The 23,829-nt window shown below is 66.0% G+C and carries 21 protein-coding genes; 6 read left to right on the top strand and 15 right to left on the bottom strand.

Features of this window, described 5'->3' with window-relative positions:
• Positions 1–9: 9 nt before the first annotated feature.
• Positions 10–1,215 carry a sterol desaturase family protein gene (locus tag H8F01_RS04695; RefSeq protein WP_187057897.1) on the bottom strand — a complete coding sequence of 402 codons (1,206 nt, stop codon included), beginning with the start codon at positions 1,213–1,215 and terminating at the stop codon, positions 10–12.
• 145 nt (positions 1,216–1,360) lie between these two features.
• On the opposite strand from H8F01_RS04695, the gene tldD reads away from it, so the two are divergent.
• The 3 genes from tldD to H8F01_RS04680 all read left to right on the top strand — a co-directional run bounded on the left by tldD (position 1,361) and on the right by H8F01_RS04680 (position 5,675).
• Positions 1,361–2,800, top strand: a complete 1,440-nt coding sequence (gene tldD, locus H8F01_RS04690; RefSeq protein WP_187057896.1) for a metalloprotease TldD — start codon at positions 1,361–1,363, stop codon at positions 2,798–2,800.
• 115 nt (positions 2,801–2,915) lie between these two features.
• Positions 2,916–4,106, top strand: a complete 1,191-nt coding sequence (locus H8F01_RS04685) for a DUF4034 domain-containing protein (RefSeq protein ID WP_187057895.1) — start codon at positions 2,916–2,918, stop codon at positions 4,104–4,106.
• A 150-nt stretch (positions 4,107–4,256) separates the two neighbouring features.
• A complete protein-coding gene (locus H8F01_RS04680; RefSeq protein WP_187057894.1) occupies positions 4,257–5,675 on the top strand; it encodes a YeiH family protein in 1,419 nt (472 codons plus the stop codon).
• A 247-nt stretch (positions 5,676–5,922) separates the two neighbouring features.
• Here H8F01_RS04680 and yjgA read toward each other — a convergent pair whose 3' ends face one another.
• Both yjgA and H8F01_RS04670 read right to left on the bottom strand, forming a co-directional pair.
• The gene (gene yjgA, locus H8F01_RS04675) at positions 5,923–6,507 is read right to left on the bottom strand and encodes a ribosome biogenesis factor YjgA (protein ID WP_187057893.1); all 585 of its coding nucleotides are present in this window, start codon (positions 6,505–6,507) and stop codon (positions 5,923–5,925) included.
• A 28-nt stretch (positions 6,508–6,535) separates the two neighbouring features.
• Entirely contained in the window at positions 6,536–6,784 is a 249-nt protein-coding gene (locus tag H8F01_RS04670) for a DUF1653 domain-containing protein (protein WP_187057892.1), read from the bottom strand.
• A gap of 110 nt (positions 6,785–6,894) precedes the next feature.
• Between H8F01_RS04670 and pmbA the strand changes: the two genes are divergently transcribed.
• Positions 6,895–8,247 (top strand): metalloprotease PmbA, encoded by a 1,353-nt coding sequence (gene pmbA / locus H8F01_RS04665; RefSeq protein WP_187057891.1) that lies wholly within the window; start codon positions 6,895–6,897, stop codon positions 8,245–8,247.
• A gap of 122 nt (positions 8,248–8,369) precedes the next feature.
• A complete protein-coding gene (locus H8F01_RS04660) occupies positions 8,370–8,783 on the top strand; it encodes a DUF4870 domain-containing protein (RefSeq protein WP_274380583.1) in 414 nt (137 codons plus the stop codon).
• Between the two features lie 46 nt (positions 8,784–8,829).
• Here the strand turns inward: H8F01_RS04660 and H8F01_RS04655 are convergent, their stop codons facing one another.
• From H8F01_RS04655 to H8F01_RS04615, 9 genes are all read right to left on the bottom strand, one after another.
• The gene (locus H8F01_RS04655) at positions 8,830–9,630 is read right to left on the bottom strand and encodes a hypothetical protein (RefSeq protein ID WP_187057890.1); all 801 of its coding nucleotides are present in this window, start codon (positions 9,628–9,630) and stop codon (positions 8,830–8,832) included.
• Positions 9,631–9,746: 116 nt separating this feature from the next.
• Positions 9,747–10,670 (bottom strand): polyprenyl synthetase family protein, encoded by a 924-nt coding sequence (locus H8F01_RS04650; protein WP_187057889.1) that lies wholly within the window; start codon positions 10,668–10,670, stop codon positions 9,747–9,749.
• Positions 10,630–10,881, bottom strand: a complete 252-nt coding sequence (locus tag H8F01_RS04645; RefSeq protein ID WP_187057888.1) for an exodeoxyribonuclease VII small subunit — start codon at positions 10,879–10,881, stop codon at positions 10,630–10,632. The genes H8F01_RS04650 and H8F01_RS04645 overlap by 41 nt, the downstream gene beginning before the upstream one ends.
• A gap of 80 nt (positions 10,882–10,961) precedes the next feature.
• Positions 10,962–12,254: a tRNA lysidine(34) synthetase TilS gene (tilS, locus tag H8F01_RS04640; protein ID WP_238481149.1), complete on the bottom strand. Its 1,293-nt coding sequence runs from the start codon at positions 12,252–12,254 to the stop codon at positions 10,962–10,964.
• Positions 12,247–13,002 (bottom strand): NYN domain-containing protein, encoded by a 756-nt coding sequence (locus H8F01_RS04635; protein WP_187057887.1) that lies wholly within the window; start codon positions 13,000–13,002, stop codon positions 12,247–12,249. Before H8F01_RS04635 ends, tilS begins: the two co-directional genes overlap by 8 nt.
• Before the next feature lie 104 nt (positions 13,003–13,106).
• Positions 13,107–14,192: an NHL repeat-containing protein gene (locus tag H8F01_RS04630; RefSeq protein WP_187057886.1), complete on the bottom strand. Its 1,086-nt coding sequence runs from the start codon at positions 14,190–14,192 to the stop codon at positions 13,107–13,109.
• Positions 14,193–14,472: 280 nt separating this feature from the next.
• Positions 14,473–15,429: an acetyl-CoA carboxylase carboxyltransferase subunit alpha gene (locus tag H8F01_RS04625; RefSeq protein WP_187057885.1), complete on the bottom strand. Its 957-nt coding sequence runs from the start codon at positions 15,427–15,429 to the stop codon at positions 14,473–14,475.
• 164 nt (positions 15,430–15,593) lie between these two features.
• Positions 15,594–19,148, bottom strand: a complete 3,555-nt coding sequence (gene dnaE, locus H8F01_RS04620) for a DNA polymerase III subunit alpha (protein WP_187057884.1) — start codon at positions 19,146–19,148, stop codon at positions 15,594–15,596.
• 92 nt (positions 19,149–19,240) lie between these two features.
• Positions 19,241–19,792 carry a TlpA disulfide reductase family protein gene (locus H8F01_RS04615; protein WP_187057883.1) on the bottom strand — a complete coding sequence of 184 codons (552 nt, stop codon included), beginning with the start codon at positions 19,790–19,792 and terminating at the stop codon, positions 19,241–19,243.
• A gap of 162 nt (positions 19,793–19,954) precedes the next feature.
• Here H8F01_RS04615 and H8F01_RS04610 point away from each other — a divergent pair, with 162 nt between their 5' ends.
• Positions 19,955–21,388, top strand: coding sequence for an amino acid permease (locus tag H8F01_RS04610; RefSeq protein WP_187057882.1), 1,434 nt, complete (start codon positions 19,955–19,957; stop codon positions 21,386–21,388).
• Between the two features lie 51 nt (positions 21,389–21,439).
• Here H8F01_RS04610 and H8F01_RS04605 read toward each other — a convergent pair whose 3' ends face one another.
• The 3 genes from H8F01_RS04605 to lpxB all read right to left on the bottom strand — a co-directional run bounded on the left by H8F01_RS04605 (position 21,440) and on the right by lpxB (position 23,809).
• Complete coding sequence (locus H8F01_RS04605; RefSeq protein ID WP_187057881.1) at positions 21,440–21,649, bottom strand: hypothetical protein; 210 nt, start codon at positions 21,647–21,649, stop codon at positions 21,440–21,442.
• A gap of 329 nt (positions 21,650–21,978) precedes the next feature.
• Positions 21,979–22,605 (bottom strand): ribonuclease HII, encoded by a 627-nt coding sequence (rnhB, locus tag H8F01_RS04600; protein ID WP_187057880.1) that lies wholly within the window; start codon positions 22,603–22,605, stop codon positions 21,979–21,981.
• Positions 22,598–23,809, bottom strand: coding sequence for a lipid-A-disaccharide synthase (lpxB, locus tag H8F01_RS04595; RefSeq protein WP_187057879.1), 1,212 nt, complete (start codon positions 23,807–23,809; stop codon positions 22,598–22,600). The genes rnhB and lpxB overlap by 8 nt, the downstream gene beginning before the upstream one ends.
• Between the last annotated feature and the right edge of the window lie 20 nt (positions 23,810–23,829).

The following is a 23,829-nucleotide window of genomic DNA, read 5'->3' as shown; positions in this document are numbered from 1 at the left end:
GGTGGTTTGTCAGTTTGCAGGCTCGCGCGGTTTGGTGCTGCCGCGGAACGGGAACAACTGCTGGCGCACGAACCCGTCGGGCATGTAATCACCCACCACGCCGTAGTGTTCCGGGAATTTCTTGGTTGACTTCACCGCTGTGCCGAACAGGTAATCCAGGAAGGCGTAGTGCGCGGCGTAGTTCTTGTCGATGGCCTCGTCATCGGAGGCGTGGTGCCAGTGGTGGAAGTCCGGCGTCACGATGAGGTACTTCAACGGCCCCCACGGCAGATGCACGTTGGCGTGGTTGAACACGGCCTGGAAGCCCACCACGATGATGTAGGCATTCATCGCGCCCTCGCTGAAGCCAAGGATGTAGAGCGGCGCCAGCACGGCAACACGCGTGACGATCAGTTCCAGCATGTGCTGGCGTGAGCCGGCCAGCCAGTCCATGGTTTTCACCGAGTGGTGCACCGCGTGGAAGCGCCACAGGAACGGCACCTCGTGATACGCGCGATGCGTCCAGTACTGCGCCAGGTCGGCCACCAGGATGCACAACAGCAGCTGCGGTACGAAGGCGATATGTTGCACGGCCTGCTGGAAATCGCTGCGCACCAGCCAGCCGAACAGATGGTGCAGCAGGAAGTTCACCACCAGCAGCGCCAGGCCGACGATGAAGTGGTTCACCGCGAAATGCTTGAGGTCCGTCTGCCATTCCTTGCGGAACAGGGTTTGCCCCTTGTAGAGCGGAAACAGCTTTTCGATCACCACGAAGATCAGCGTCGAGCCCAGCAGGTCCAGGATGAACCAGTCCAGCCCGATGTACGGCGTGTGATCCGGAAAATTGCCCACCGGCACGCGCGAGCCGCCGAGCGCCGTGGTCGCGATCACCAGCAGGAAGGCGACCATGCTCAGCTGGCGCGAGCGACCAAGGATGATGTTCGCCAGCGACATGCCGCCCGAGATCAGCAGGGCGGCCAGCAGCAGCTGGCGGAGCACGTCCACCGAATACTGGTGGCGCAGGTCCGGCGTGGTCAGGTATTCGGGGAAATGGAAGGCCACCACGCCCAGCAGGCTCAGGAAGCCCAGCGACAGCGCGATCACGCTGCTCACCGTGCCCTTGCCCGGCTTGAGTTCGCCGTCCTTGTGCAGCAGCTCGCGGGTTTCCCCGATGGGGGCCTTGATGGCACGGTCGATGACCTTGTGGGTCAGCGGCTGCCGGGGGGTATCGCTCATGGGTGATCCTTCACGTGGGCGTCATAGTTATGGGCCGAATCCTAACCGCTAGCGGTCCGGGGCTCTATGCGAAAAGGCTTTAAACCCCCGGCTGGCGGCCCCAACTTGCTAAAGTCCCCCTTTTACTGAATACGGCATCGACTTCATGGATTCCCTGATCGCGCAGGCTGAACGTCGCCTGCTGTCGCCGGGCGGCCTGGCCGCCACCGACCTTGACCGCGTCTTCAACCAGTTGATGGGCCCCTCCATCGACGCCGCCGACCTGTATTTCCAGCACAGCCGCAGTGAGTCCTGGGTGCTGGAGGAGGGCATCGTCAAGGACGGTAGCCACTCCATCGAACAGGGTGTGGGTGTGCGCGCGATCAGTGGCGAGAAGACTGGCTTCGCCTATTCCGACGAGATCGTGCTGCCGCAGCTGCTGGAGGCCTCCAGGGCCGCCCGCGCCATCGCCCAGGGCGGCAACGGCGCCGGCAAGCCGCTGGCGTTGAACGGCGCGCGCCAGCTTTATCCGGCCATCGATCCGGTCGAAAGCCTGCCCAACCCCGACAAGATCGCCCTCCTGCGCGAAGTGGATGCCTACGCGCGCTCGCGCGACCCGCGCATCAAGCAGGTCATCGTCAGCCTGGCGGCGACCATGGATACCGTGTTGATCGCCGCATCCGACGGCACCCTGGCGGCGGACGTGCGTCCGCTGGTGCGCATGAACGTTACCGTGATTGCCGAGCAGGGCAGCCGCCGCGAGCAGGGCTTTGCCGGTGGCGGCGGCCGTTATGGCTATCGCGAGCTGATCGAGAACGGTCGCGCCCTGGCCTTTGCCGATGAAGCCGTTCGCCTGGCGCTGGTGAACCTGGAAGCCGTCGACGCGCCCGCCGGCAGCATGCCCGTGGTGCTCGGCCCCGGCTGGCCGGGCGTGCTGCTGCACGAAGCCATCGGCCACGGTCTGGAAGGCGACTTCAACCGCAAGGGCAGCTCCGCCTTTGCCGGCCGCATTGGCCAGCGCGTGGCCGCTCCCGGCGTCACCGTGGTGGACGACGGCACGCTCGTCGGCCGTCGCGGCTCGCTCAGCGTGGACGACGAAGGCACGCCGACCGAATGCACCACCCTGATCGAGGACGGCATCCTCAAGGGTTACATGCAGGACAAGCTCAACGCCCGCCTGATGGGCGTGGCGACCACCGGCAACGGCCGCCGCGAATCGTTCGCGCAGCTGCCCATGCCGCGCATGACCAACACCTACATGCTCGCCGGCCAGCACGATCCGCAGGAGATCATCCGCTCGGTGAAGAAGGGCCTGTATGCCGTCAATTTCGGTGGCGGCCAGGTGGATATCACCAACGGCAAGTTCGTGTTCTCCGCCAGCGAGGCCTACCTGATCGAAGACGGCAAGGTCACCCGCCCGGTGAAGGGCGCCACGCTGATCGGCGCCGGCCCGGAAGTGCTCACCCGCGTGTCGATGATTGGCAACGACCTGGCGCTTGATGAAGGCGTGGGCGTGTGCGGCAAGGACGGTCAAAGCGTTCCCGTGGGCGTGGGCCAGCCGACGCTGAAGGTGGACGCGATGACGGTGGGTGGCACGGCGTCCTGAGCGATTGTCCGGGGCGTTTCAACGCCCCGGGGCCTCCCCTCTTGTTCCGGTCTATGTGACGATGGCTGACGCGCTTCCGCCAGTGGGCGGAAGCTTCTTGCCGGGGGAGCAGGACATGAGGTTGATGCGTTTGGAGGGTGCGTCGCGCAATGCGGCGCTGCTGTGCTTTATGACGTTTGCGCTTTCAGGTGGTGCCGTTGCAGGCCCCCAGCTGCTTGCGCCGACAACGATGAAGGTCAAGCCGCAGTCGGCTTCCGTAACGCAGGAAGCCGCCGATCCCTTTACGGTATTCACCCCGCAGGACATGAAAGCTTTCGTGGCGGCCGCCGCTAAGGCAGACGCGCTGAAAGACCCCATGAAGCGTTGCCTGGACTTCCCTGACCCGCCGGGCAGCCATTGGTCGCGCGAAGGCATTACTGCCTACTGCCGCTATATCCAGCAACCCACCATCAGTCTGGAGGAGTTCGATCGCCTGATAAGTGGCGGTCACGCCAGGGAGCTGGATCAACGTCTTGCCTCTTGGGAAGCGGACCCCAAGATGCATCCCGCCGCATTCAGGAAGTTCCTGATGGAAAATTTCCGCTTCGGGGATGCTGCGCGGCAGGTGTTGATCGAGTCCTGGAAGCAGCAGTCGCCCGATAGTGCCTATGCGTACGCCCTCAGCGGATGGAACTACGAGAACCTCGGCTGGGCAGCCCGCGGGGATGCCAGAGGGGCGGACACGCCACAGGCAAAAATGGATGCCATGGATAAGCTGATGGAGCGCGCGCGTGGCGATTTCGACAAGGCGGTGCGTCTGAACCCCAGGTTGTCTGCGGCCTACGCGGGCATGATTTCCCTGGGTACGCCGATTGGCGACCATGATTATGTCGCGCAGGCCGTCAAACAGGGCCTGCAGGCGAAGGCCGACAAATTCCCCATCGTTATCCAACTGGCGACGTACACAGCCACGCGATGGTACGGAACGCCCGCGGCGCGGCAATGGCTTCTGTCGCAGGTGGAACAGTCCATTGCCCAGGAACCGCTGCTTCACGTGGTGCGCCCCCTGATGTCAGCTTACGAGGCGGAGATCGACCACAAGGATCCGGTGGGCGGCGACTGGACGGTTTACCGCCGTGTATTTGACGATGTAGCCACGACCAGCTTGTTGAAAGAGGCAGGGCTGGCTGCCCTGCGTCATCGCCAGTATTCCGTAGCCTACGTCTATTTGTCCGAATCCGAGCGTTCCGATACGAGTGATCAGGAAGTAACCGACGGGCGCGCACAGGCGTTGTCTTTCGTGGATCAGGGCGCTGCGGATCACTGATCGTCGTGGCCGGCAACACCGGCTATATCGATAGAACCAAACCTCATTTCGCTTTGACGCCAGCCCGGCGGACAGTGTCCGCTGCGGCTCTTCCCGTTGGCCGCCCGGACGTCCATACGTCCGGTTCACTCTTCGGCAAGGGGCTGGGCGATGAGCGACACGACACAGGTTCTGCCGGGCAAGGCCCGTGCCCATGTGGCGGAGGCGCGCCCTGCACGCTGGGGCGTGTTCGCCAATGAAGACTGGTGGTCGGTATGGATCGGCCTGCTGGTGATCGTGGTGGCCTGGGCGCTGTTCGCCAACGGCAGCAGTCTCAACTGGCTGGCGGTGGCGCCCGCCAAGTGGAAAACCCTTGGCGACGCCTGGCAGGGCTTCGTCGGGCACTGGGCCAATTACCTCGCGCTGTTCGCGGCATTGGCCCTGCTGTTCGGCACCGGGCTCGCCGTGCTGGGGCAGTCGCTGTCACGATTTCTGCCGGCTTTCCTGATCCTGTTCGTGGCGTCGCTGCTGATCTTCACTGCCTCGGCGTGGACGGAAGCCTCGCGCTATAACCTTGAAGCACCCTTGCTGGCGCTCGGCATCGGGCTGATCGTGTCGAACACGGTGCGCTTGCCCGAATGGTTCCAGTCGGGGCTGCGCGTGGAGTTCTACATCAAGGTGGGCATCGTGCTGCTGGGCGCCACGCTGCCGTTGACCCTGCTGTTCTGGGCAGGTCCGGTCGCGGTGGGGCAGGCGACGATCGTATCGCTCGCCACGTTTTTCACCATCTTCCTGGCCGGCAAGGCCTTGGGACTGGACAAGCGTTTCGCCGCGGTGCTCGGCGTCGGTGGTGCGGTCTGCGGTGTTTCCGCGGCGATCGCCAGCGGCGGCGCCGTGCGTGCAAAGCGTGAGGACACGTCGGTGGCGATCACGCTGGTGGTGGTATGGGCCATCGTGATGATCTTCGTGCTGCCGTTCGCTTCGCGTGCACTGGGATTGTCGACGGCGGTGGCGGGCGCGTGGATCGGTACGTCGGAGTTCGCCGATGCCGCCGGCGTCGCTGCCGCGCAGGCTTATGGTGACGCGGCGCGCAACGCAGGCGGCGCGATTGCCGGTGCACCTGACGCGGCCGTGCAGGCCTTCACGCTGATGAAGGTGGTGGGGCGCGATATCTGGATCGGCATCTGGGCGTTTGTGCTGGCCTGGGTGGCGACCACACGCTGGAACACTTCAGAAGGTGGCGTGCAGGCCAAGGCCGATGCGCGCGAGATCTGGGCGCGCTTTCCGAAGTTCGTGTTCGGCTTTGTCATCGCCTCGGCGCTGGTGACCTGGATTGCCAGCCACTATTCGCTGGCGGACTATCGAAAGATCGTCACGCCGGATCTGGTGGCGCCGATCAGCACGCTGCGCACGTGGGCGTTCACGCTGTGCTTCCTCAGCATCGGATTGACCACGCGCCTGCGTTCGCTGACGGCCACCGGCTGGCGTCCGCTGCTGGCCTTTACGGCGGGCGTGGTGGTGAACGTGGTCATCGGTTACGTGCTGTCGGTGCACGTGTTTGCCAACTACTGGAATGGCCTGGGCGGATGAGTCCGGCCGCGAGCCCCGATGCGCGCTGCGAGCGCTGCCGCTTTCGGCGCGATGATCCGCGAGAGACCGAGCAGCGCATGCCGGGGCTGAGGTCGTTCGGTTCGGCTTACGGGGCGAGCATCGCAGCGAGTGCGTTGTGCGAAGTGCACGATTGCTGGGTGTCGCCGCGGGATACCTGCCATCGGTTCACACCGAGGGAGGGGTGACGCAGGGGGAGTCGCACACCCAGTGCGCGACTCAACCCGCCTCAGTCTTCGTTCTCTTCCGTTCCGTCGATGTCGATTTCATCGACGACGACCTCTTCCGTACCGCCACCGCTCGCCAGATCCTTGAGTAGCTGGTAGATCTCGCGATAGGCGCGCTGTGGCTTGTTGCCGTCCTTCTCGATCTTGGCCTGGCGCACCAGCGAACGCAGGTGCTGGCGATCCACGCCCGGGTATTTGGCGATCACGTCGCTCATGGCGTTGTCCGGATCGGCCAGCAGGCGATCGCGCGTGGCTTCCAGGCGGTGCATGGCCGCCGTTTCCTGGCGCTGGCGATCGCGGTTTTCACCCAGAGCGGCGCGCACGCCGTCGTACACGCTGGTGTCGTGGCGGCGCATGACCTTGGCGAGGAACTGCAGCTGGCGCTTGCGTGCGATGTGCGCGGTGATGCGGCGCGTCTGGGCGATTTCGCGCTGCACGTCTTCCGGCAGTTCCAGTCGCGCCAGCTTGCTTTGCGGCAGCTCGACCAGCTGCACGGCCAGTGCCAGCACGGCCAGCGCATCGCGGCGCTGCTGCGTGCGGGTGGGGCCGTAGTCGTGGTCGGGGTCGTTGGTGTAGTTGCGCTTCACAGATCAGGTTCCAGCAGTGGGGCTGCGCTCAGGGTGTCGCCACGACACCGTCGAGCAGGTCGGGTTCGGCCTGCTCCAGGGCGAAGCGGGGGATGGGCTCGCCGTCCAGTTCCACGGTTTCGCAGAACATGGCGGCGGGGCGCACCCAAAGGCCGTACTCGCCGTAGAGCGCCTGGTAAACCACCACTTCCTCCATGGTCTCGCTGTGCCGGGCGGTGCCCAGGACGCGATAACGCTGGCCTTTGTAGTGGCGGTAGATGCCGGTTGTCAGTGACATGACTTGGCTCCGCGACGCTCTTTGCTTTGGGGTGCGCGACCCCATCTTGGGGATGGGCGCGGCTTGGACCGCGTATTCTACCCGTTCCCCGTTTTCGTGCAGGAATCTACGTGACCCAGCTCAGCCCCACCCAGGACCGCAGCAACGACGAACTCGACCGTCTGGCCCAGTTGGCCGAGGACGTGATCCGCCGGGCCCGCGCCGCGGGCGCCAGCCAGGCCGAGGTGGCTGCCAGCATCGACACGGGGCTGAACGTGAATGTGCGCCTGGGCGAGGTGGAGACGGTGGAGCACACCCGCGACCGCGGCTTCGGGCTCACCGTGTACTTCGGCCAGCGCAAGGGCTCGGCCAGCACGGCGGACCTCAACCCCGATTCCATCCAGGCCACGCTGGACCAGGCCTGCGCCATCGCTCGTTACACCGAGGAAGACCCGGCGGCCGGCCTGGCCGATGCAGCGCGCATGGCCACCCAGTTCCCCGATCTGGACCTGTGGCATCCCTGGCGCGTCGATACCGAACAGGCCATCGAGCTGGGCAAGCAGATCGAGGACGCCGGCCGCGCCCACGCCGGCATCACCAATTCCGATGGTGCCAGCGTGCAGACGGGCGAAAGCCTGGCCGTGTATGCCAACTCCCACGGTTTCCTCGGCCGCGAGCGTGGCACCCGCCATTCGTTGTCGCTGTCGCTCATCGCGGGCGACGACGACGGCATGCAGCGCGATTACTGGTACGACAGCGTCCGAGCCGCCAGTGATTTCATGAGTGCCCAGGCGCTGGGCGACAAGGCCGCGCAGCGCACGCTGTCGCGCATGGGTGCGCGCAAGCTCTCCACGCGCCAGTGCCCGGTGCTGTTCACGCCGGAAGTGGCACGTGGCTTGATTGGCCACCTGATCGGCGCGGTCAGCGGCGGCGCGCTGTATCGCCGTGCGAGCTTCCTGCTGGATCACGCCGGGAAGCAGGTCATGCCCTCATGGATGAACATCGTGGAGCGCCCCTTCATCATGCGTGGCCAGGGTTCGGGCGCCTTCGATGCCGAAGGCGTGGCTACCCGCGACAGCTCGCTGATCGAGAACGGCGTGCTCGCGCGCTATGTGCTGGGCAGCTATTCGGCGCGCAAGCTGGGGCTGGAATCCACCGGCAATGCCGGCGGCATCCACAACCTGATCGTTGAACCGGGCCAGGACGACTTCCATGCGCTGCTCAAGCGCATGGGCACCGGCCTGGTGGTGACCGAGGTGATGGGGCAGGGTGTATCCACCATCACCGGTGACTACTCGCGCGGTGCGGCCGGCTTCTGGGTGGAGAACGGCGTGATCGCCTATCCCGTGGAAGAAATCACCATCGCGGCCAACCTGCGCGACATGTACGCAAATATCGTGGCGGTAGGGGCGGACGTGGACCATCGATCGCACCTGCTCACCGGCTCGATCCTCCTGGAGCAGATGACCATCGCCGGCGAGTAACGCCCGCGCTCGCGGATGCGACGAGTGGCACCCGGCAAACCGGGTGCACAGTTGCTAGGATCGGGTCGTCAGCCTGTGGCTGACGATGTGATTCAGGCTTTTACGACCCAGGAGAAGTGCGCATGAGCGTTCCGCCCGAGACTGTCGTACCGCCGTCCGATCTTCCTTCAGCGCAGGAGCGCCAGTGGGCCATGTTCGCCCATCTTTCCTCCTTGCTGGGCTTGATCATCACCGGCCACTGGCTGGGCTGGGGCTGTTTCCTCGGGCCGCTGATCATCTGGCTGGTGAAGAAGGATTCCATGCCCTTCGTCAATGACCAGGGCAAGGAAGCACTGAACTTCAACATCACCGTGGCCATCGTGTTCTTCGCCCTGTTCGTGCTCACCCTGATCACGCTGGGCCTGGGTGTGCTGATCGCGATGCCAGTTGGGCTGGTGGTTGGCGTGGCCTGGCTGGTGTTCACCATCATCGCGTCCATCCGCGCCAACGAAGGCGTGCGCTACCGCTACCCGTACACGCTGCGCCTGATCGGCTAGCGTGCCTCCCCCGCTGCCGGGGCGGCGTTGCCGCCCTGGCACGGTTTCAGTGGAGGCCCACGTAGGTGCGCTTGAACGTCACCGGCTGATCCAGCGTGGGGATTTTCCAGGCGCCGACCACCACCATCTGCTGGCCATCGGGCGTCACGGCCCAGGTCTGGTCCAGCTGCGTGCCGTCGGCATAGCGAATGTTCACCGTGAGCTGTCCGTTGTCGATATGGCCGCGCACCATGGCGTTGCCGTTGAGCGACTGCCGCGCCACCCCATCGAGCTTGCCGGTGAGTTGGTCGCCGTTGTTCAGGCGGATCTGGAAGGTCTTCTCGTCCTGCTGCACCAGCAGCACGGAATCGGTCTTCAGCGTGGGAGGCATCGGGTAGGTCGCGGTGGCGATCGGGTCCTTGTCGCTGGTGCTGGCCGGCTTGCTGTCACCGCCATCGCCGTGATGGCCGTGGCCGCCGCCGTGGCCACCGCCGCCCATGCCGCCGCCGCCCATGCCACCGCCGCCCATGCCGCCACCACCCATGCCGCCACCACCCATGCCGCCGCCACCCATGCCGCCGCCACCCATGCCGCCACCGTGACGCCCGCCGCCGTGGCCGCCGGCCGGTGGCGTGGGGCTGGAGGATGACGAAGCCGGTGCGATCTGCTGGCTGGCCTGCTCTTTGCGCGCCTCGATGCGCAGGGCGTTGGTCAGTGCATCGGGGCTGTCGCTGTTGCGGTCGTCCAGGCGCCAGGCGCCGGAGAAATCAGGTGTCTGCGCGGCATGGGCCGCGCCGGCGATCAGCAGCGAAACGAGGGCGCCCGCGAAGGCACCACGATGGCGGCGTGTGAGGCGGGAAAGCGGCATGTCGGTCGAAACGGGTGAGGGATGTATGACCCTCCAACGTTCCAGTGCGTCCGCTGTTGACGCATCGTCAGCGGCACGCAAGTTGAGCACGGAACTTCACCCGCTCAGAGCGGGCGTTACCGCAACCGCGCTGCTGCGTAGCGGGCCAGTTCGGCCAGTGGGGCGGCGCGCTCGCCGAAGGGGGCGATGGCATCCAGCGCGATGCCGGTCAGGCGGTCCAGGTGCTCGCGCGACGCTTCCATGCCGATGATGGACGGGAAGGTGGGTTTGTCCGCCGCCGCGTCCTTGCCGGCCGTCTTGCCGAGCACGGCGGATTCACCCTCGACGTCGAGGATGTCGTCGCGCACCTGGAAGGCCAGGCCCACGGCGTGGGCGTAGCGGTCCAGTGCGGCAAGCTGGTCCGGTGAAGCGCCGGCGGCAAGGCCGCCCAGCTGCACGGCCGCGCGGATCAGCGCCCCCGTCTTGCAGGCATGCATGAACTCCAGCTCTTCCAGGGTGAGCTTGCGGCCCACGGCGGCCAGATCCAGCGCCTGCCCACCGGCCATGCCGTCCGCGCCACAGGCCCGGCCCAGCACGCGCAGCATCTCCACGCAGCTGGCTGGCGACACGCCTGAATCCAGTTCGTGGGCGAGCAGCTCGAAGGCCAGCGCCTGCAGTGCATCGCCGGCGAGAATGGCCATGGCCTCGCCGAACACGATGTGGCAGGTGGGGCGGCCGCGACGCATGGCGTCGTCGTCCATGGCGGGCAGGTCGTCGTGGACCAGCGAATAGGCGTGGATCAGCTCCACGGCCACGGCCGGGGCATCCAGGCGCGGGCCGATTTCGCCCAGCGCAAAGCCGGCGGCGTACACCAGTAGCGGGCGCAGGCGCTTGCCGCCGCCAAGCACGGCGTATCGCATCGCCTGATGCAGCTCCACCGGCGCGGTATCGGCCGGGGGTAGCGAACGGACGAGCGCCTCTTCGGCGCGAGCGATCAGCGACTTGAGCGGGGCGCCGAGCTCAGAGCTCGGGCTGGAAAGGTTCGGCTGTATCTGGGGCATCGGGATCGAGCAGCAGTCGTACGCGCAGTTCGGCATTTTCCAATGCCTGCTGGCAATGACGATATAGGCCGATGCCGCGTTCGAAAGAGGACAGGGATTCGTCCAGGCTCAGCTCCCCGCCCTCCATGCGCGCAACCAGCTGCTCGAGTTCGTCCAGCGAGTGTTCGAAATCGGGGGCGGGGGCGACGGGGGCGGATGCAGACTTGGCCATGGCCCGCAAAACTAGCGCAGGGGGCGTGCGGAATCAATCCGCGGGGCAGTGGTGTCGCGTTCGTGCCGCGACTGGCCGGGCTACCAGGCGGGCTGCCAGCGGGGGCGGGCGTCGCCCAGCACGGCGATGCCGCGCTCGGTGAACCAGCGGTCACCCGCGCCGACGAGTTCCTCCCCGGCATAGAACATGGGGCAGGCCGCCCGGCGCCACGGCGGCATGCCGCTTTGCTGGAACAGGTCGCGCAACTCCCTCGTGTGCGGATCGCCGGCCGGGCGAAGGTGCTCGCCGCCCCGGCGCAGGCGCACCGTCAGCGGGGCAGGCAGCCGCACCGGCGGCTCCAGCAGCAGGCTGCCGCCATCGGGCAGGGGCAGCGGCTCGCCCTGCCAACGGGCCTGCCACTGCGGGTCGATCGCGGGCTGGGGCGGCAGTGCCCACAGGCGCCCCTTCCACACGTGGACTTCCACGCCGGGCCAGCGGATGCATGGCAGCTGGCCCTCGCGGGCGCCGCACTGGCGTTCGATCTGTTCGCGCTGCGCGCTGGTGGGGGCGCTGAGTCCACGCGCATGCAGCCAGTCGTCGAGCAGGGGATGGCGCAGCGCAGGCGACAGCGCCAGCCAGCCACTGGCGTCGAGGCTGCCATTGGACGCATCCAGCAGCCGGGCCCCCTCGGTACGCCACTGCTGTTCCAGTGCCTCGGTGGCGGCGCGATGCAGGCGTGCGCTGTGCACGATGGAATCCACCGCCTGCGGCCAGTGCTGGCTCAGGCGCGGGAGAATTTCGTGGCGCAGGAAGTTCCTCGACAGGCGCGCATCGTGGTTCGACGGATCGTCGATGCACGGCAGTTCGTGCTGCTCCACGTAACGACGCAGCGTCTGGCGTGGTGCGTCCAGCAGCGGGCGCCACAGCTGCCCGTCACCCAGCCGGCGCGTGGCGCGCATGCCGCCCAGGCCTTCCGGGCCCGCGCCGCGCAGCAGCTTGAGCAGCACGGTTTCCGCCTGGTCGTCGCGGTGATGCGCCAGTACCAGTTGTTCGCCCTTCTGCAGCGATGCGGCGAAGGCGCGGTAGCGCGCATCGCGTGCGGCCGCCTCCAGGCCGTAGCCGCGTGCGTGATCCACGTCCACGCGCAACACCAGGCAGGTCACGCCCCAGGCCTGCGCCAGCTGCCTGCAGTGCTCGGCCCAGATGTGGCTGTCCGGGTGCAGGCCGTGATCGACATGCAAGGCGCGCAGGCCACGCGCATGCGCTTGCGGCAGCTGCGCCAGTGCGTGCAGCACGGCGGTGGAATCGGGGCCGCCGCTGTAGGCCACGCACAGGGATCCCTGCGGATGCTGGCGCAGCGCGCCGTGCAGAATCTCCGGCAGCGTATTAGTCACGGGCCGCCGGCTTCTTGCTCTTGTTGCGCACGTAGATCACTTTCGGACGACCTTCGCCGGAGCTGCGGCGATCGATCTCGAACAAGGTGGTGGCGGTGATCAGTTCGCTCAGCTTGTTGTAGCCATAGGAACGCGCATCGAAGTTGGGACGCTGCTTGGTGACGATGGAACCCACGCCGCTCAGCGTGGCCCAGCCGTCGTCGTCCGAAGCCGCTTCCACCGCGTTGCGCAGCAGGTTCACCAGGCTGGAATCCTGCTTGAGCTGTGCCGCGGTGCGTGGCTTCAGTGGTTGTTCTTCATCCGGCTTGGCGATGAGGATGTCGGTGTAGATGAACTTGTCGCAGGCTGCCACGAACGGGTCGGGCGTTTTGCGTTCGCCGAAGCCGTAGACGATCAGGCCCGATTCGCGGATGCGTGCCGCCAGTCGCGTGAAATCGCTGTCGCTGGAAACGATGCAGAAGCCGTCAAAACGCCCCGAATACAGCAGATCCATCGCATCGATGATCATGGCCGAATCGGTAGCGTTCTTGCCGCTGGTATAGCCGAACTGCTGGATCGGCTGGATCGACTGCGTGAGCAGTTGCTCCTTCCAGCCCTTCAGGTGATTGGACGTCCAATCACCGTAGGCGCGCTTGACGTGCGCGGTGCCGTACTTGGCCACTTCCGCCAGCAGTGGCTCGGCGATGGTCGGCTGCGCGTTGTCCGCGTCGATGAGTACGGCGAGCTTGGTGGCGTGTTCGCTGGCCATGTCGGCCTCCGCTGTGACAGGCGGGGCCGATCATAACCCGTGGAAGCGACAGGTCATGCAAACGCAGCCCCGGGCGTGCCGGGGCTGCGAAGCGAAGTCCTTCACTAAGGCTGCACACTGAACGGCGGCGTGAGTCCGGTGAAGTCGCCGATCACCTTGGCGTCGTAAGGACCGTTCAGCTGATTGAAGCCACTGCCGGGTGCGTTGATCGTGCCCTGCTGGAACACGATCTTGCCGGCATGCGTGACTTCCATGACGCGGTCGTTGAACTGGTCGCTGATCAGCGTATTGCCGTTTTGCAAGCGCACGGCGCGCGTGGGCGCGGGCGAGGGGTTGCTGTCCGCGGCGGTGTTGGTGACGTACTGCCATACGGTGTGGTCGCTGCCGTTCACTTCCACGATGCGATTGTTGTTGGCGTCGGAGATCAGCGTGTCGCCGTTGGCCAGCCGGCTGGCGAATGCAGCGCCGCTGACCGTGCCCTGGTCGGTAAAGGTCTTCACGAGCTTCCCGCCGGTGGTGATCTCGATGACGCGGTTATTACTTTCATCGGCGATCAGTACATGCCCGTTGGCGAGTACCTCCGCACTGTTGGGGTTGCTGAGCTGGCCGGGGCCGTCGCCGGCCATGCCCGTGGTGCCGTACTGCCAGACGATCTGGTGGTTGAGGTTCACCAGGATGACGCGCTGGTTGCCCTGGTCGGTGATCAGGACGTGGGGGCCGGTGTGGCCCGGAAAGCTGATCAGGAACAGCGAGTGCACCGGCGTGTTGAGCTGGTTCGGACCGTCGCCGGTGACGCCAGCCTGGCCGTACTGCCACACGATGTTGCCGGACGGATCGACGATGAAGACCCGGTTGTCGGGGCAGCCGTTCACGGTGTCGCTGCATCCGGGCAGTCCGGGCGGAGTACCGGTGCCGGATATGAGAGTGAGCGGGCCGATGCGCTCGGCATCGTTGACGCCGACGACGCTGTGCGGGCCCGGTACGTCCGAGCCATTGCCGAACGTCCAGACCACATGATGCGTGGCCGGATTGATCTCGATCACCCGGTTGTTGAACTGGTCGGCGATAAGGATGTTGCCCTCGGACTGAGCGCGGGCGATGGGTGAAACCGCCATGCCCGCCACGGCGATCGCGCCGGCAATGGCCAGGGCGAGGCGGGATGACGCGGGTCGAAGCTGGAAGTGAGCCATGGACTGACGCCTCCGTATCGATACGGATGGGAATGCCAGAGGGTGTCGCCGGCTACGCCTGTCGCGTATCCGGTGGAGCCGGGGCCAGCCTCCGGACCAGTCGCCGGGTAACCCGGGCGACGGGCAAGCGTTTCCTGCCTCGCCCAGGGTGAGTGCCCTGGAATGGGTTTTGGGTTTCATCGCGCCAGCTGAACGTGCCTGCCGGGCAGGCGACATGCGCGGTATCGCCGCGAGGCGGCGAGACGGGGATTCACCGTGGCGAATCCCCGTGGGGTCACGCTTACTCGTTGTACGCGCCGTAGCCGCGCAGGCGCTTGTAGCGCAGGTCCAGCAGATCCTTCACCGGCAGTGCTTCCAGCTCGTCGAGCTGGTTGAGCAGCACCGCCTTCAGGCGCACGGCCATGGAGTGCGGGTTGCGATGGGCGCCACCCAGCGGCTCGCGCACCACCTTGTCGATCAGGCCCAGCTCCAGCAGGCGCGGTGCCGTCAGACCCAGCGCTTCGGCGGCATCCTTGGCCTTCTCGGCGCTCTTCCACAGGATGGATGCGCAGCCTTCCGGTGAAATCACCGAATACGTCGAGTACTGCAGCATGACGGTGCGGTCACCCACGCCGATGGCCAGCGCACCACCCGAACCGCCTTCACCGATCACGGTGCAGACGATGGGTGTCTTCAGGTCGGCCATTTCCAGCAGGTTGCGCGCAATGGCTTCGGACTGGCCACGCTCTTCGGCGCCCACGCCCGGGTAGGCGCCTGGGGTGTCGATCAGGGTAATCAGCGGCAGGCCGAAACGTTCGGCCATCTTCATCAGGCGCAGTGCCTTGCGGTAACCCTCGGGACGCGGCATGCCGAAGTTGCGGCGCACCTTGCCCTTGGTATCGCGTGCCTTCTGGTGACCGATGATCATCACCGAACGGCCGTTGATGCGGCCAAGGCCGCCGACGATGGCGGCGTCATCCGCGTAGGCGCGGTCGCCGGCCAGCTCGTGGAACTCGTCGCACATCACGCTGATGTAGTCGAGCGTGTACGGGCGACCCGGATGGCGCGACAGCTGTGTGACCTGCCAGGGCGTGAGGTTGCGGAAGATCTCGTTGGTCTTCAGCTTCAGCTTTTCACGCAGGCGGCCGACTTCTTCGTCGATGTTGAACGCCTGCCCGTGGCTGGCGTGGCGAAGCTCTTCAATCTTCGCGTCCAGCTCGGCGATGGGTTGTTCGAAATCGAGGAAGTTGGGATTCATTCGGTGCAGTTCATAACCGTAAGCGCGCCAGTATACCGGTCTGTGAAAAATCGCGGGAACGGGGGCGTATGGGAAAGCGCGAGGAAAACAGTGACGAGGAATGAGAAGTGAGAGCCAGCCCGCCTTCTCTCGCTTCTCACTCCTCTTAACTCACTTCTAATATTTCAGTCGCCGCGCGGCCGGTCGTCCGACTTGACGATGCGCAGCCTGGCCGCTTCCACCCCGGGAACCGCGCGGATGGCGCGCAGGAGCTCCGGGATGGCGTCCACGCGCCATTCCTCACCCAGCTCAAGGTCCGCCTGTGCGATGGCGTTGTGGTAGCCGTAAAGCACGACACTGGCGCGCCCGCCACGGTAGCCGGCCAGCGTGCGGCGCAGGTCGTCGATGAAACCCGGGTTCACGCCGTTCAGTTTTAAACGCAAGAGGCGCGCGAAGCGGCGGCAGGCATCCCCCAGGGTGTAGGCGCTACGGGCGCGCAGGGCGAAACCACCGCCGGAGAAGTCGTCAATGCGCAGGCCGCCTTCCACCACCAGCAACTGGTCGCGCGTGAGCATGGGGGCGACCTGCTGGTACAGGTCACCGAAGAAGCTCACTTCGATGATGCCGGTGCCGTCTTCAAGGCGCACGAAGGCGTCGCTGTCACCGCGCTTACGCACGCCGGTGACCATGCCGGCCACCGTCCACGGCGTATCCGGGCCGCGACGGAAGCGGTTGTCGTCGCCGTCGTTCTTGCGCGGCTTGGGCGGCTGGTAGCGGTCGCCGATCTCGCCCAGCGGGCAGGTGGAGAGCTGTGCCAGCTCGTCACGCCACGGGTCGGTGGGATGGCCGGATAGGTAGTGGCCGAGCGTATCGCGCTCGCCCTGCAGCTTCTGTTCGAGCGGCCAGTCGCCCACGACCGGAAGATCGACTTCGACCGTGGGAGCGGTGCCCCCCATCATGGCGCCGAACATGTCGTTCTGGCCGGCCTGTTTGTTTTTCAGGTGCTGGTCGGCCGCCTTCATGGCGTTCGGCAGCTGTGCCATCAGGCTGGCGCGGTTCGGTGCGAGCGCATCCAGCGAGCCGGAAAGAATCAGCGCTTCGAGCACGCGGCGATTGAGCTTGGTCGAATCCACGCGACGGCAGAAGTCGGCGAGATCCTTGTAATCACCACCGCGCTTGCGCTCGTCGGCGATCGCTTCGCACGCGCCCTGGCCCACGCCCTTGATGGCGCCCAGCCCGTAGCGGATCACGCGCGGTTCCACCGCGACGAACATGAACTCCGAGGCGTTCACATCCGGCGGTAGCACCTTCAGGCCGATCGCCTTCGACTCGTCGATGAAGGTCACCGCCTTGTCGGTGTTGTCCATGTCCGACGAAATCGTCGCGGCCATGAACTCGGCGGGGTAGTGCGCCTTCAGCCAGGCCGTGTGGTACGAGACGAGCGCGTACGCGGCCGCGTGCGACTTGTTGAAGCCGTAGCCGGCGAACTTCTCCATCAGGTCGAAGATCTCATCGGCCTTTTCGCCGGTGAGTCCGTCCTTGGCGGCGCCCTCGCGGAACTTGGCGCGTTCCTTCGCCATTTCCTCGAGCTTTTTCTTGCCCATCGCGCGACGCAGCAGGTCGGCGCCGCCGAGCGAATAACCGCCCACGATCTGCGCCATCTGCATCACCTGTTCCTGATAGACCATGATGCCGTAGGTCTCTTTCAGGATCGGTTCGACGCGCGGATCGGGATACACCACTTCCTCGCGGCCGTGTTTACGGGCGACGAAGCTGGGAATCAGGTCCATCGGGCCGGGGCGGTACAACGCCACCAGCGCGATGATGTCCTCGAAACGGTCGGGTTTTGCATCCTTGAGCATGCGCTGCATGCCCGAGGATTCGAGCTGGAACACGGCGACCGTCTGCGCTTTCTTCAGCAGGTCGTACGCCGCCGGGTCATCGGTGGCGATGGCCGCGATGTTGAGTTCTTCCTCGCCACTCACCGCGCGGCGCGCGTTGATGGCCTTCACCGCCCAGTCGATGATGGTGAGCGTGCGCAGGCCGAGGAAGTCGAACTTCACCAGGCCGACGGCTTCCACGTCGTCCTTGTCGTACTGCGTGACCACGCCGGCGCCACCCGGTTCGCAATACAGCGGGGCGAATTCGGTGAGCGGCTTGGGGCCGATCACCACGCCACCGGCGTGCTTGCCGACACCGCGGGTGATGCTTTCCAGGCTCAGCGCCAGGTCGATCAGCGTGCGTGCTTCCTCGTCCTGGTCGTAGAGGTCGCAGAAATCCTTGACGATGCGATCGGGTTCTTTCTTGGCTTTTTCCGAACGACCCAGCGCGCATTGCAGCGTGAGGTCGAGCGGGCGCGCGGGAATGAGCTTGGCGATGCGGTCCACCGCGTTGTAGCCCATGCCGAGCACGCGGCCGGAGTCGCGCAGCACGGCCTTCGCCGCCATCGAGCCGTAGGTGATGATCTGGCTGACGTGGTCGCGGCCGTACTTGCGCGCGACGTAGTCGATCACTTCGTCGCGGCGATCCATGCAGAAGTCGATGTCGAAGTCGGGCATCGACACGCGTTCGGGATTCAAGAATCGCTCGAACAGCAGGTCGAACTGGATCGGGTCCAGGTCGGTGATCTTCAGCACCCACGCCACCAGCGAACCGGCACCCGAACCACGACCGGGGCCGACCGGAATGCCGTTCTGCTTACCCCAGTTGATGAAGTCCGCCACGATCAGGAAGTAACCGGGGAAGCCCATCTTGATGATGACGTCCAGCTCGCGTTCCAGTCGCGTCTCGTACTCCTCGCGGGTACGGCCGGGCGCGACGCCGGCAAATTCCAGGCGCTCCCTCAGGCCCTCGCGCGAGAGTTCGCGGATGTAGCTGGCCAGGTCGTGGCCTTCGGGCACCGGGAAGTCGGGCAGGTAATACGTGCCAAAGCTCAGCTCCAGGGAGCAGCGCTTGGCCAGCTCGATGGTGTTTTCCAGCGCCTCGGGAAGGTCGGCGAACAGCGCCTGCATGTCCTCGGGCGACTTGAGGTATTGCTGGTCGCTGTAGTCGCGTGGACGCTTGGGGTCGGCCAGCACACGGCCCTGGTTGATGCACACGCGCGCTTCGTGCGATTCGAAGCCTTCCTGCTTGAGGAAGCGCACGTCGTTGCTGGCAATCACCGGCAGGTCGAGTTGCGCGGCCACGCCGAGCGCGGCGGCATTCCAGTTTTCCTCGCCCTCGCGGCCGGTACGGGTCAGCTCGAGGTAAAGCCGGTCGGCCAGCTGCGCGGCGAGCGGGCGCAGGCGCGCCACCGCCACATCCACGCCCTGGTTCACGGCGATGCGCGCCACTTCGCTGTCGCGGCCGAGCACGGCGATCAGGCCGTGCGTCACTTCCGGCGTGAGCCACGCCGCGTCGACCATGGCACGGCCGCTGTGCTGGCCGTCGCGCCAGGCGCGCGACACCAGTCGGGACAGGTTGAGATAGCCCGCGTGGTTCTGGATGAGCAGGGTCAGGCGCCAGGGGCGCGGATCATCCGGCGCGCTGACCCACAGGTCGCAGCCGCCGATCGGCTTGATGCCGGCCGCGCTGCATGCCTTGTAGAACTTCACCAGCGCGAACATGTTGCTGTCGTCGGTCAGCGCGACCGCGGGAATACCCTGGCGCACGCAGGCATCGACCAGTCCCTTGATACGGATGGTCGAGTCGACCAGCGAGTATTCGCTGTGAAGGTGGAGGTGGGCGAAGCGGACGGACATGGCGCACGCGCAGGATGGATGCCCAGCCTAACGGTGCAGCCCGGACCGGGCAAGAATTGACATTGTTTCCCGACCGGCTTTTCCGCGTGGGATCAGGAGGATGGCGGACTCGCCGTGGCGTTCGCCGGTGCCGTGGGCGCCGGCTGGGCGAGCAGGTCATCCACGTCGGACATGATGGTATCGAGCATGTCTTCGTCATAGCCGGTGAAAACCTGGGCGATGCGGCCGTCGCGCCCGATCATGACCATGAAGGGAAGGCTGTCGATCTTGTAAGGCTTGCCTATGCGACCGTCCGGCGGGTCGTAGGTGAGCAGGATGTCCAGATCCTTCCAGCGGCGGCTCAGGTCCTTGTACTTGTCGTAGTCATCGTCGTGGTTCACGCCAATCACCTGCAGGTCGCGGGTGCCCTTGAGCTTCTGCAGGGCGGCGAGCACAGGCAGCTCCTTGCGGCAGTAGCCGCACCAGGACGCCCAGAACGTCACGATCACGACCTTGCCGTGCAGGTCCGATACGCGCAGGTCGTGCCCGTCCCGGGCATGCCCCAGATAGTCGGGCGGGATATCACCCGGGCCTGGACGGGCCTGGCACACCGTGGCGAAGCTCAGCGCCAGCACGGCCAGCGCCCTGTGGATGGAACGTCTCATGGATGAACTCCTTCCCCATGCCGAAGCATAGTGGAGGGCGCGGGGCCGCCGGTGGCCCGGGAAAGGGCAGACCAATGGCGGTTGCAGGGACGGGCCGGGGCTGTCATGTTCCGGTGCTTTCATCTTCTGGACGGCAGCCCTGACGCTGCCGGGAAAACGCCGATGTCATTGATCCGCTCGCTGTTCACCGTCAAACCCATCGAGGCGTCGCTGGCCGCCAGCGACAACATGCGGCGCACGCTGGGCCTGAAGGATCTGATCGTCCTGGGCGTGGGTGCGGTGATCGGTGCAGGCATCTTCGTCATCACCGGGCAGGCTGCCGCCGAGCATGCCGGCCCGGCTTTGACCATTTCGTTTGTGCTCGCCGGCCTGGCCGCCGCGCTGGCGGCCCTGAGCTATGCGGAGTTCGCCGCCATGCTGCCGGTGTCCGGCAGTGCCTACGTTTATGCCTACGCCACCTTCGGTGAACTGCTGGCCTGGTTCATCGGCTGGAACGTGGTGGCCGAATACCTGCTGGCGGTGTCGTCGGTGGCGGTGGGCTGGTCCGGCTACGGCGTGGGCCTGCTGCACAGCATGGGCATCGACGTGCCGTCCGTGCTGGCCAATGCGCCGCTGGCCTTCAAGGACGGGCACTTCGTGATCACCGGGGCCTGGATGAACCTGCCGGCGCTGCTGGTGGTGGCGGCCATCACCATGCTGCTCTACGCAGGCACCCGCCAGTCGACGCTGTTCGCCAGCGTGGTGGTGGTGCTGAAGGTGCTGGTGGTGATCCTGTTCGTGGTGTTCGGCCTGCAGTACATCGACACCTCGCTGTGGCATCCGTACGTGCCGGCCAGCCAGGGTGGCGACCACTACGGCTGGTCGGGTGTGTTCCGCGCGGCCACCAGCGTGTTCTATGCCTACATCGGCTTCGATGCGGTGGCCACGGCGGCGCAGGAAACGCGCAATCCGCAGCAGAACGTGCCGGCGGGCATCCTGATCTCGCTGGCCATCTGCACGGTGCTCTACATCGTGGTGGCGGCCGTGCTGACCGGCCTGGTGCCGTATGCGGAACTGGCCACCGCCGAGCCGGTGGCCACCGCGCTGGCGGCGCATCCCTCGTTGGCATGGCTGAAGGTGCTCACGCAGATCGGTGCCGTGGCTGGCCTGACCTCGGTGATCCTGGTGATGCACATGGGCCTGGCGCGCATTCTCTACAGCATGGCGGGTGACGGCCTGCTGCCGCGCACGTTCGGCGCGGTGCACGACCGCTTCAAGACCCCGCATCGCACCACGGTGCTGGTGGGTGTGGTGGGTGGCCTTCTCGCTGCGGTGTTTCCGCTGAGCCTGCTGGGTGACCTGCTGTCGATGGGGACGTTGCTGGCGTTTGCCACCGTGTGCATCGGCGTGCTGGTGCTGCGTCGCACGCGCCCGGATCTACCGCGCGGTTTCCGCGTGCCGGCGGCGCCCGTGGTGTGCACGCTGGGCGTGATCGTGTGCCTGTTCCTGCTGGCGCAGATGAACACCGGCAACTGGCTGCTGCTGGCCGGCTGGACCGCGCTGGGCATGCTCATCTACATCGGTTACGGCTATCGCCACAGTCGCCTGCGCGGTTGACCGTCCTTATCCCGGCGACGATGGCCCACCATCGTCGCCGACGCTCGGGCATTACGAGATGTGGAAACGCTCGTTGCCTTCGGAGTAGTTGAAGTAGTGATCCAGTCCCTGCACCCGCAACGGGTGCCGGTCGTAGTCGACATGCTTGTATTCGGCCTCGGCGATGGCGGCCATCTCATCGGGCGTGAACTGCGACGAGGGAGACACGTTGGGACTCAGGCCATCGGTGACTGGGTCGTTCGGGCGGCGGATCGTGCTCATGCTGGACTCCCGCGGTCGAATGCGCGCTTGGTTGGAGTCTTCAATCCCATGCTGTGGGGAGGCGCACATGGGGCCATCGTCCCTGCGTGGCGGAAGTTCACCGTGTCGTTGAGACGATCGGGTGAGACGATCAACCCGGCAACTTCGCTTCCTGTCCATTCGGATGCAGCGGCCGCCTGAAAGGTTGCACGGGCCGTGCAAAGCAAGTGACCGCTGTTCCGTGGACTGGAGCTTAGGCTAGCGCCGTTGCAGGCCGGTGACGCGGGTCATAGGGCATGCCTGCGGGTGCGTTGGTTGGCCTCGCAGTTGCATTACTGCAGGGTGCTGCTTCAGAACAGCACACCCTGATCCACCAGGATCTTCACCGGCGCGAAACTGCGGCGATGGTGCGGGCAAGGGCCCAAGCGCTGGAGTGCGGCCAGGTGCGCCGGTGTGCCATAACCTTTGTGCTCGGCGAATCCGTAGCCGGGGTGTTCCTGGTCCAGCGCCACCATCCAGCGATCGCGCGTGACCTTGGCAAGAATCGACGCGGCGCTGATGGACGGCTCCAGCGCATCGCCCCCGATGATGGCGCGCCCCGGGCAGGGCAGGTCGCGCGGCAGCGCGTTGCCGTCGATCAGCGCCTCGTGCGCGGCAGGCGTCAGGCCGACCAGCGCGCGGCTCATGCCGCTCATGGTGGCCTGGTAGATGTTGATGCGGTCGATTTCATCGGACATCACCATCACGATGCTGTACGCCAGCGCCCGCTCGATGATCAGCGGATACAGCGCTTCGCGTTTCAGCTCGGTGAGCTTCTTGGAGTCGTTGAGACCGTCGATGGGGCGCAGCGGGTCGAGGATGACGGCGGCGACCGCCACCGGGCCGCAGAGTGGGCCACGCCCGGCTTCGTCCACGCCGGCGACGAGGCGCGTGGCAGCTTCGGCGGAGGTGCGTCGTCTGGCCCTGGGCTCAGCCATGCGGCGCCTCGATCAGTTCGGCGACGGCGTCTGCCGCCAGGTCGCCTGCATGGCCATCCAGATCGCCGCGCAGCGCAAGATGCAGCTGCTCGAAGGCGGCCACGATGGCGCCGCGTCGCTCGCTGTCCTGGAACAGCGCCAGCGTGGCCTCGGCCAGCTTGTCGACGTTGAAGTCGTCCTGCATCAGTTCGGGTACCAACACCACGTCATCGCCCATGCCGCTGGCGCGGGCCAGGATGTTGGGCAGCGAATAGACGTCCGTCTTGAGCATGTTCATCGCCTTGGCGATGCGGTAGCTCACCGGCGATACGCGGTAACCCACGACCATGGGGCGCTTGGCGAGCATCGCTTCCAGCGTGGCCGTGCCGGAGGCCAGCATCACCACGTCGGCGGCAAGCATGGCCTCGTGCGCATGACCATCGATCAGCAGCGGTGCACTTTCGCTCTCGCTGTTGCCGATCAGTTGCCTGAGTGTGGCGTGCACGCGTTCGTTCGCCGCGGGCACGATGATGCGGAGCCCCGGCAGTTGCGCGGCAACCTTGCGCGCCGCTTCGATGAAGGCGCTACCCAGTTGTTTGATCTCGGTGCCACGACTGCCCGGCAGCACGGCAAGCACCGGTACGTTCTGCGCAAGGCCGAGGAAGTCGCGCGCGCCGGTGCGGTCGGAGACCAGCGCAAACCGGTCGGCGAGCGGATGGCCCACGAAGCGCGCGTCGATGCCGTGCCTTGCGTAGATGGCCGGCTCCATCGGGAACAGGCACAACACGCGGTGGGCGCTGCGGCCGATCTTCTCGGCCCGCTTCTCGCGCCAGGCCCAGACCGACGGGCTGACGTAGTGCACGGTGCGGATGCCGGTTTCGCGCAGGCGCTTTTCCACGCCGAGGTTGAAGTCCGGCGCATCGATGCCGACCACCACGTCCGGCTTGGCGGCGACGATGCGCGCGATCAGTTCCTTGCGCAGCTTCAGCAGGCGCGGGAGGTGGGACACCACCTCCGCGAAGCCGAACAGTGACAGTTCCTTGATGTCGAACCAGGAATCGAATCCGACAGCCTGCATGCGCGCGCCGCCGATGCCGACGAAGTGCGCCAGGGGATAACGGCGCCGCAGCGCCGTGATCAGGTCGGCACCGAGCTGGTCCCCGGAATCTTCGCCGGCGATGACGGCGATGGTGGGAGCCCGGGTGGTTACGTCGGTCGCGGACATAGTGCCTGTCAGCCGTCAGA

Origin of the sequence: Dyella telluris, assembly GCF_014297575.1 — a bacterium.
GTDB classification, from domain to species: Bacteria; Pseudomonadota; Gammaproteobacteria; order Xanthomonadales; family Rhodanobacteraceae; genus Dyella; species Dyella telluris.
This window is presented reverse-complemented; position numbering and strand designations above follow the sequence as displayed.

Coding starts and splice junctions, on each gene's coding strand:
- rnhB (WP_187057880.1), bottom strand. CDS start 22,605: ATGGCTGAGCCCAGGGCCAGACGACGCACCTCCGCCGAAGCTGCCACG.
- H8F01_RS04625 (WP_187057885.1), bottom strand. CDS start 15,429: ATGAATCCCAACTTCCTCGATTTCGAACAACCCATCGCCGAGCTGGAC.
- H8F01_RS04645 (WP_187057888.1), bottom strand. CDS start 10,881: ATGGCCAAGTCTGCATCCGCCCCCGTCGCCCCCGCCCCCGATTTCGAA.
- dnaE (WP_187057884.1), bottom strand. CDS start 19,148: ATGTCCGTCCGCTTCGCCCACCTCCACCTTCACAGCGAATACTCGCTG.
- H8F01_RS04660 (WP_274380583.1), top strand. CDS start 8,370: ATGAGCGTTCCGCCCGAGACTGTCGTACCGCCGTCCGATCTTCCTTCA.
- H8F01_RS04605 (WP_187057881.1), bottom strand. CDS start 21,649: ATGAGCACGATCCGCCGCCCGAACGACCCAGTCACCGATGGCCTGAGT.
- H8F01_RS04650 (WP_187057889.1), bottom strand. CDS start 10,670: ATGCCCCAGATACAGCCGAACCTTTCCAGCCCGAGCTCTGAGCTCGGC.
- H8F01_RS04670 (WP_187057892.1), bottom strand. CDS start 6,784: ATGTCACTGACAACCGGCATCTACCGCCACTACAAAGGCCAGCGTTAT.
- lpxB (WP_187057879.1), bottom strand. CDS start 23,809: ATGTCCGCGACCGACGTAACCACCCGGGCTCCCACCATCGCCGTCATC.
- H8F01_RS04655 (WP_187057890.1), bottom strand. CDS start 9,630: ATGCCGCTTTCCCGCCTCACACGCCGCCATCGTGGTGCCTTCGCGGGC.
- H8F01_RS04610 (WP_187057882.1), top strand. CDS start 19,955: ATGTCATTGATCCGCTCGCTGTTCACCGTCAAACCCATCGAGGCGTCG.
- H8F01_RS04685 (WP_187057895.1), top strand. CDS start 2,916: ATGAGGTTGATGCGTTTGGAGGGTGCGTCGCGCAATGCGGCGCTGCTG.
- H8F01_RS04630 (WP_187057886.1), bottom strand. CDS start 14,192: ATGGCTCACTTCCAGCTTCGACCCGCGTCATCCCGCCTCGCCCTGGCC.
- tldD (WP_187057896.1), top strand. CDS start 1,361: ATGGATTCCCTGATCGCGCAGGCTGAACGTCGCCTGCTGTCGCCGGGC.
- H8F01_RS04615 (WP_187057883.1), bottom strand. CDS start 19,792: ATGAGACGTTCCATCCACAGGGCGCTGGCCGTGCTGGCGCTGAGCTTC.
- H8F01_RS04635 (WP_187057887.1), bottom strand. CDS start 13,002: ATGGCCAGCGAACACGCCACCAAGCTCGCCGTACTCATCGACGCGGAC.
- H8F01_RS04680 (WP_187057894.1), top strand. CDS start 4,257: ATGAGCGACACGACACAGGTTCTGCCGGGCAAGGCCCGTGCCCATGTG.
- H8F01_RS04695 (WP_187057897.1), bottom strand. CDS start 1,215: ATGAGCGATACCCCCCGGCAGCCGCTGACCCACAAGGTCATCGACCGT.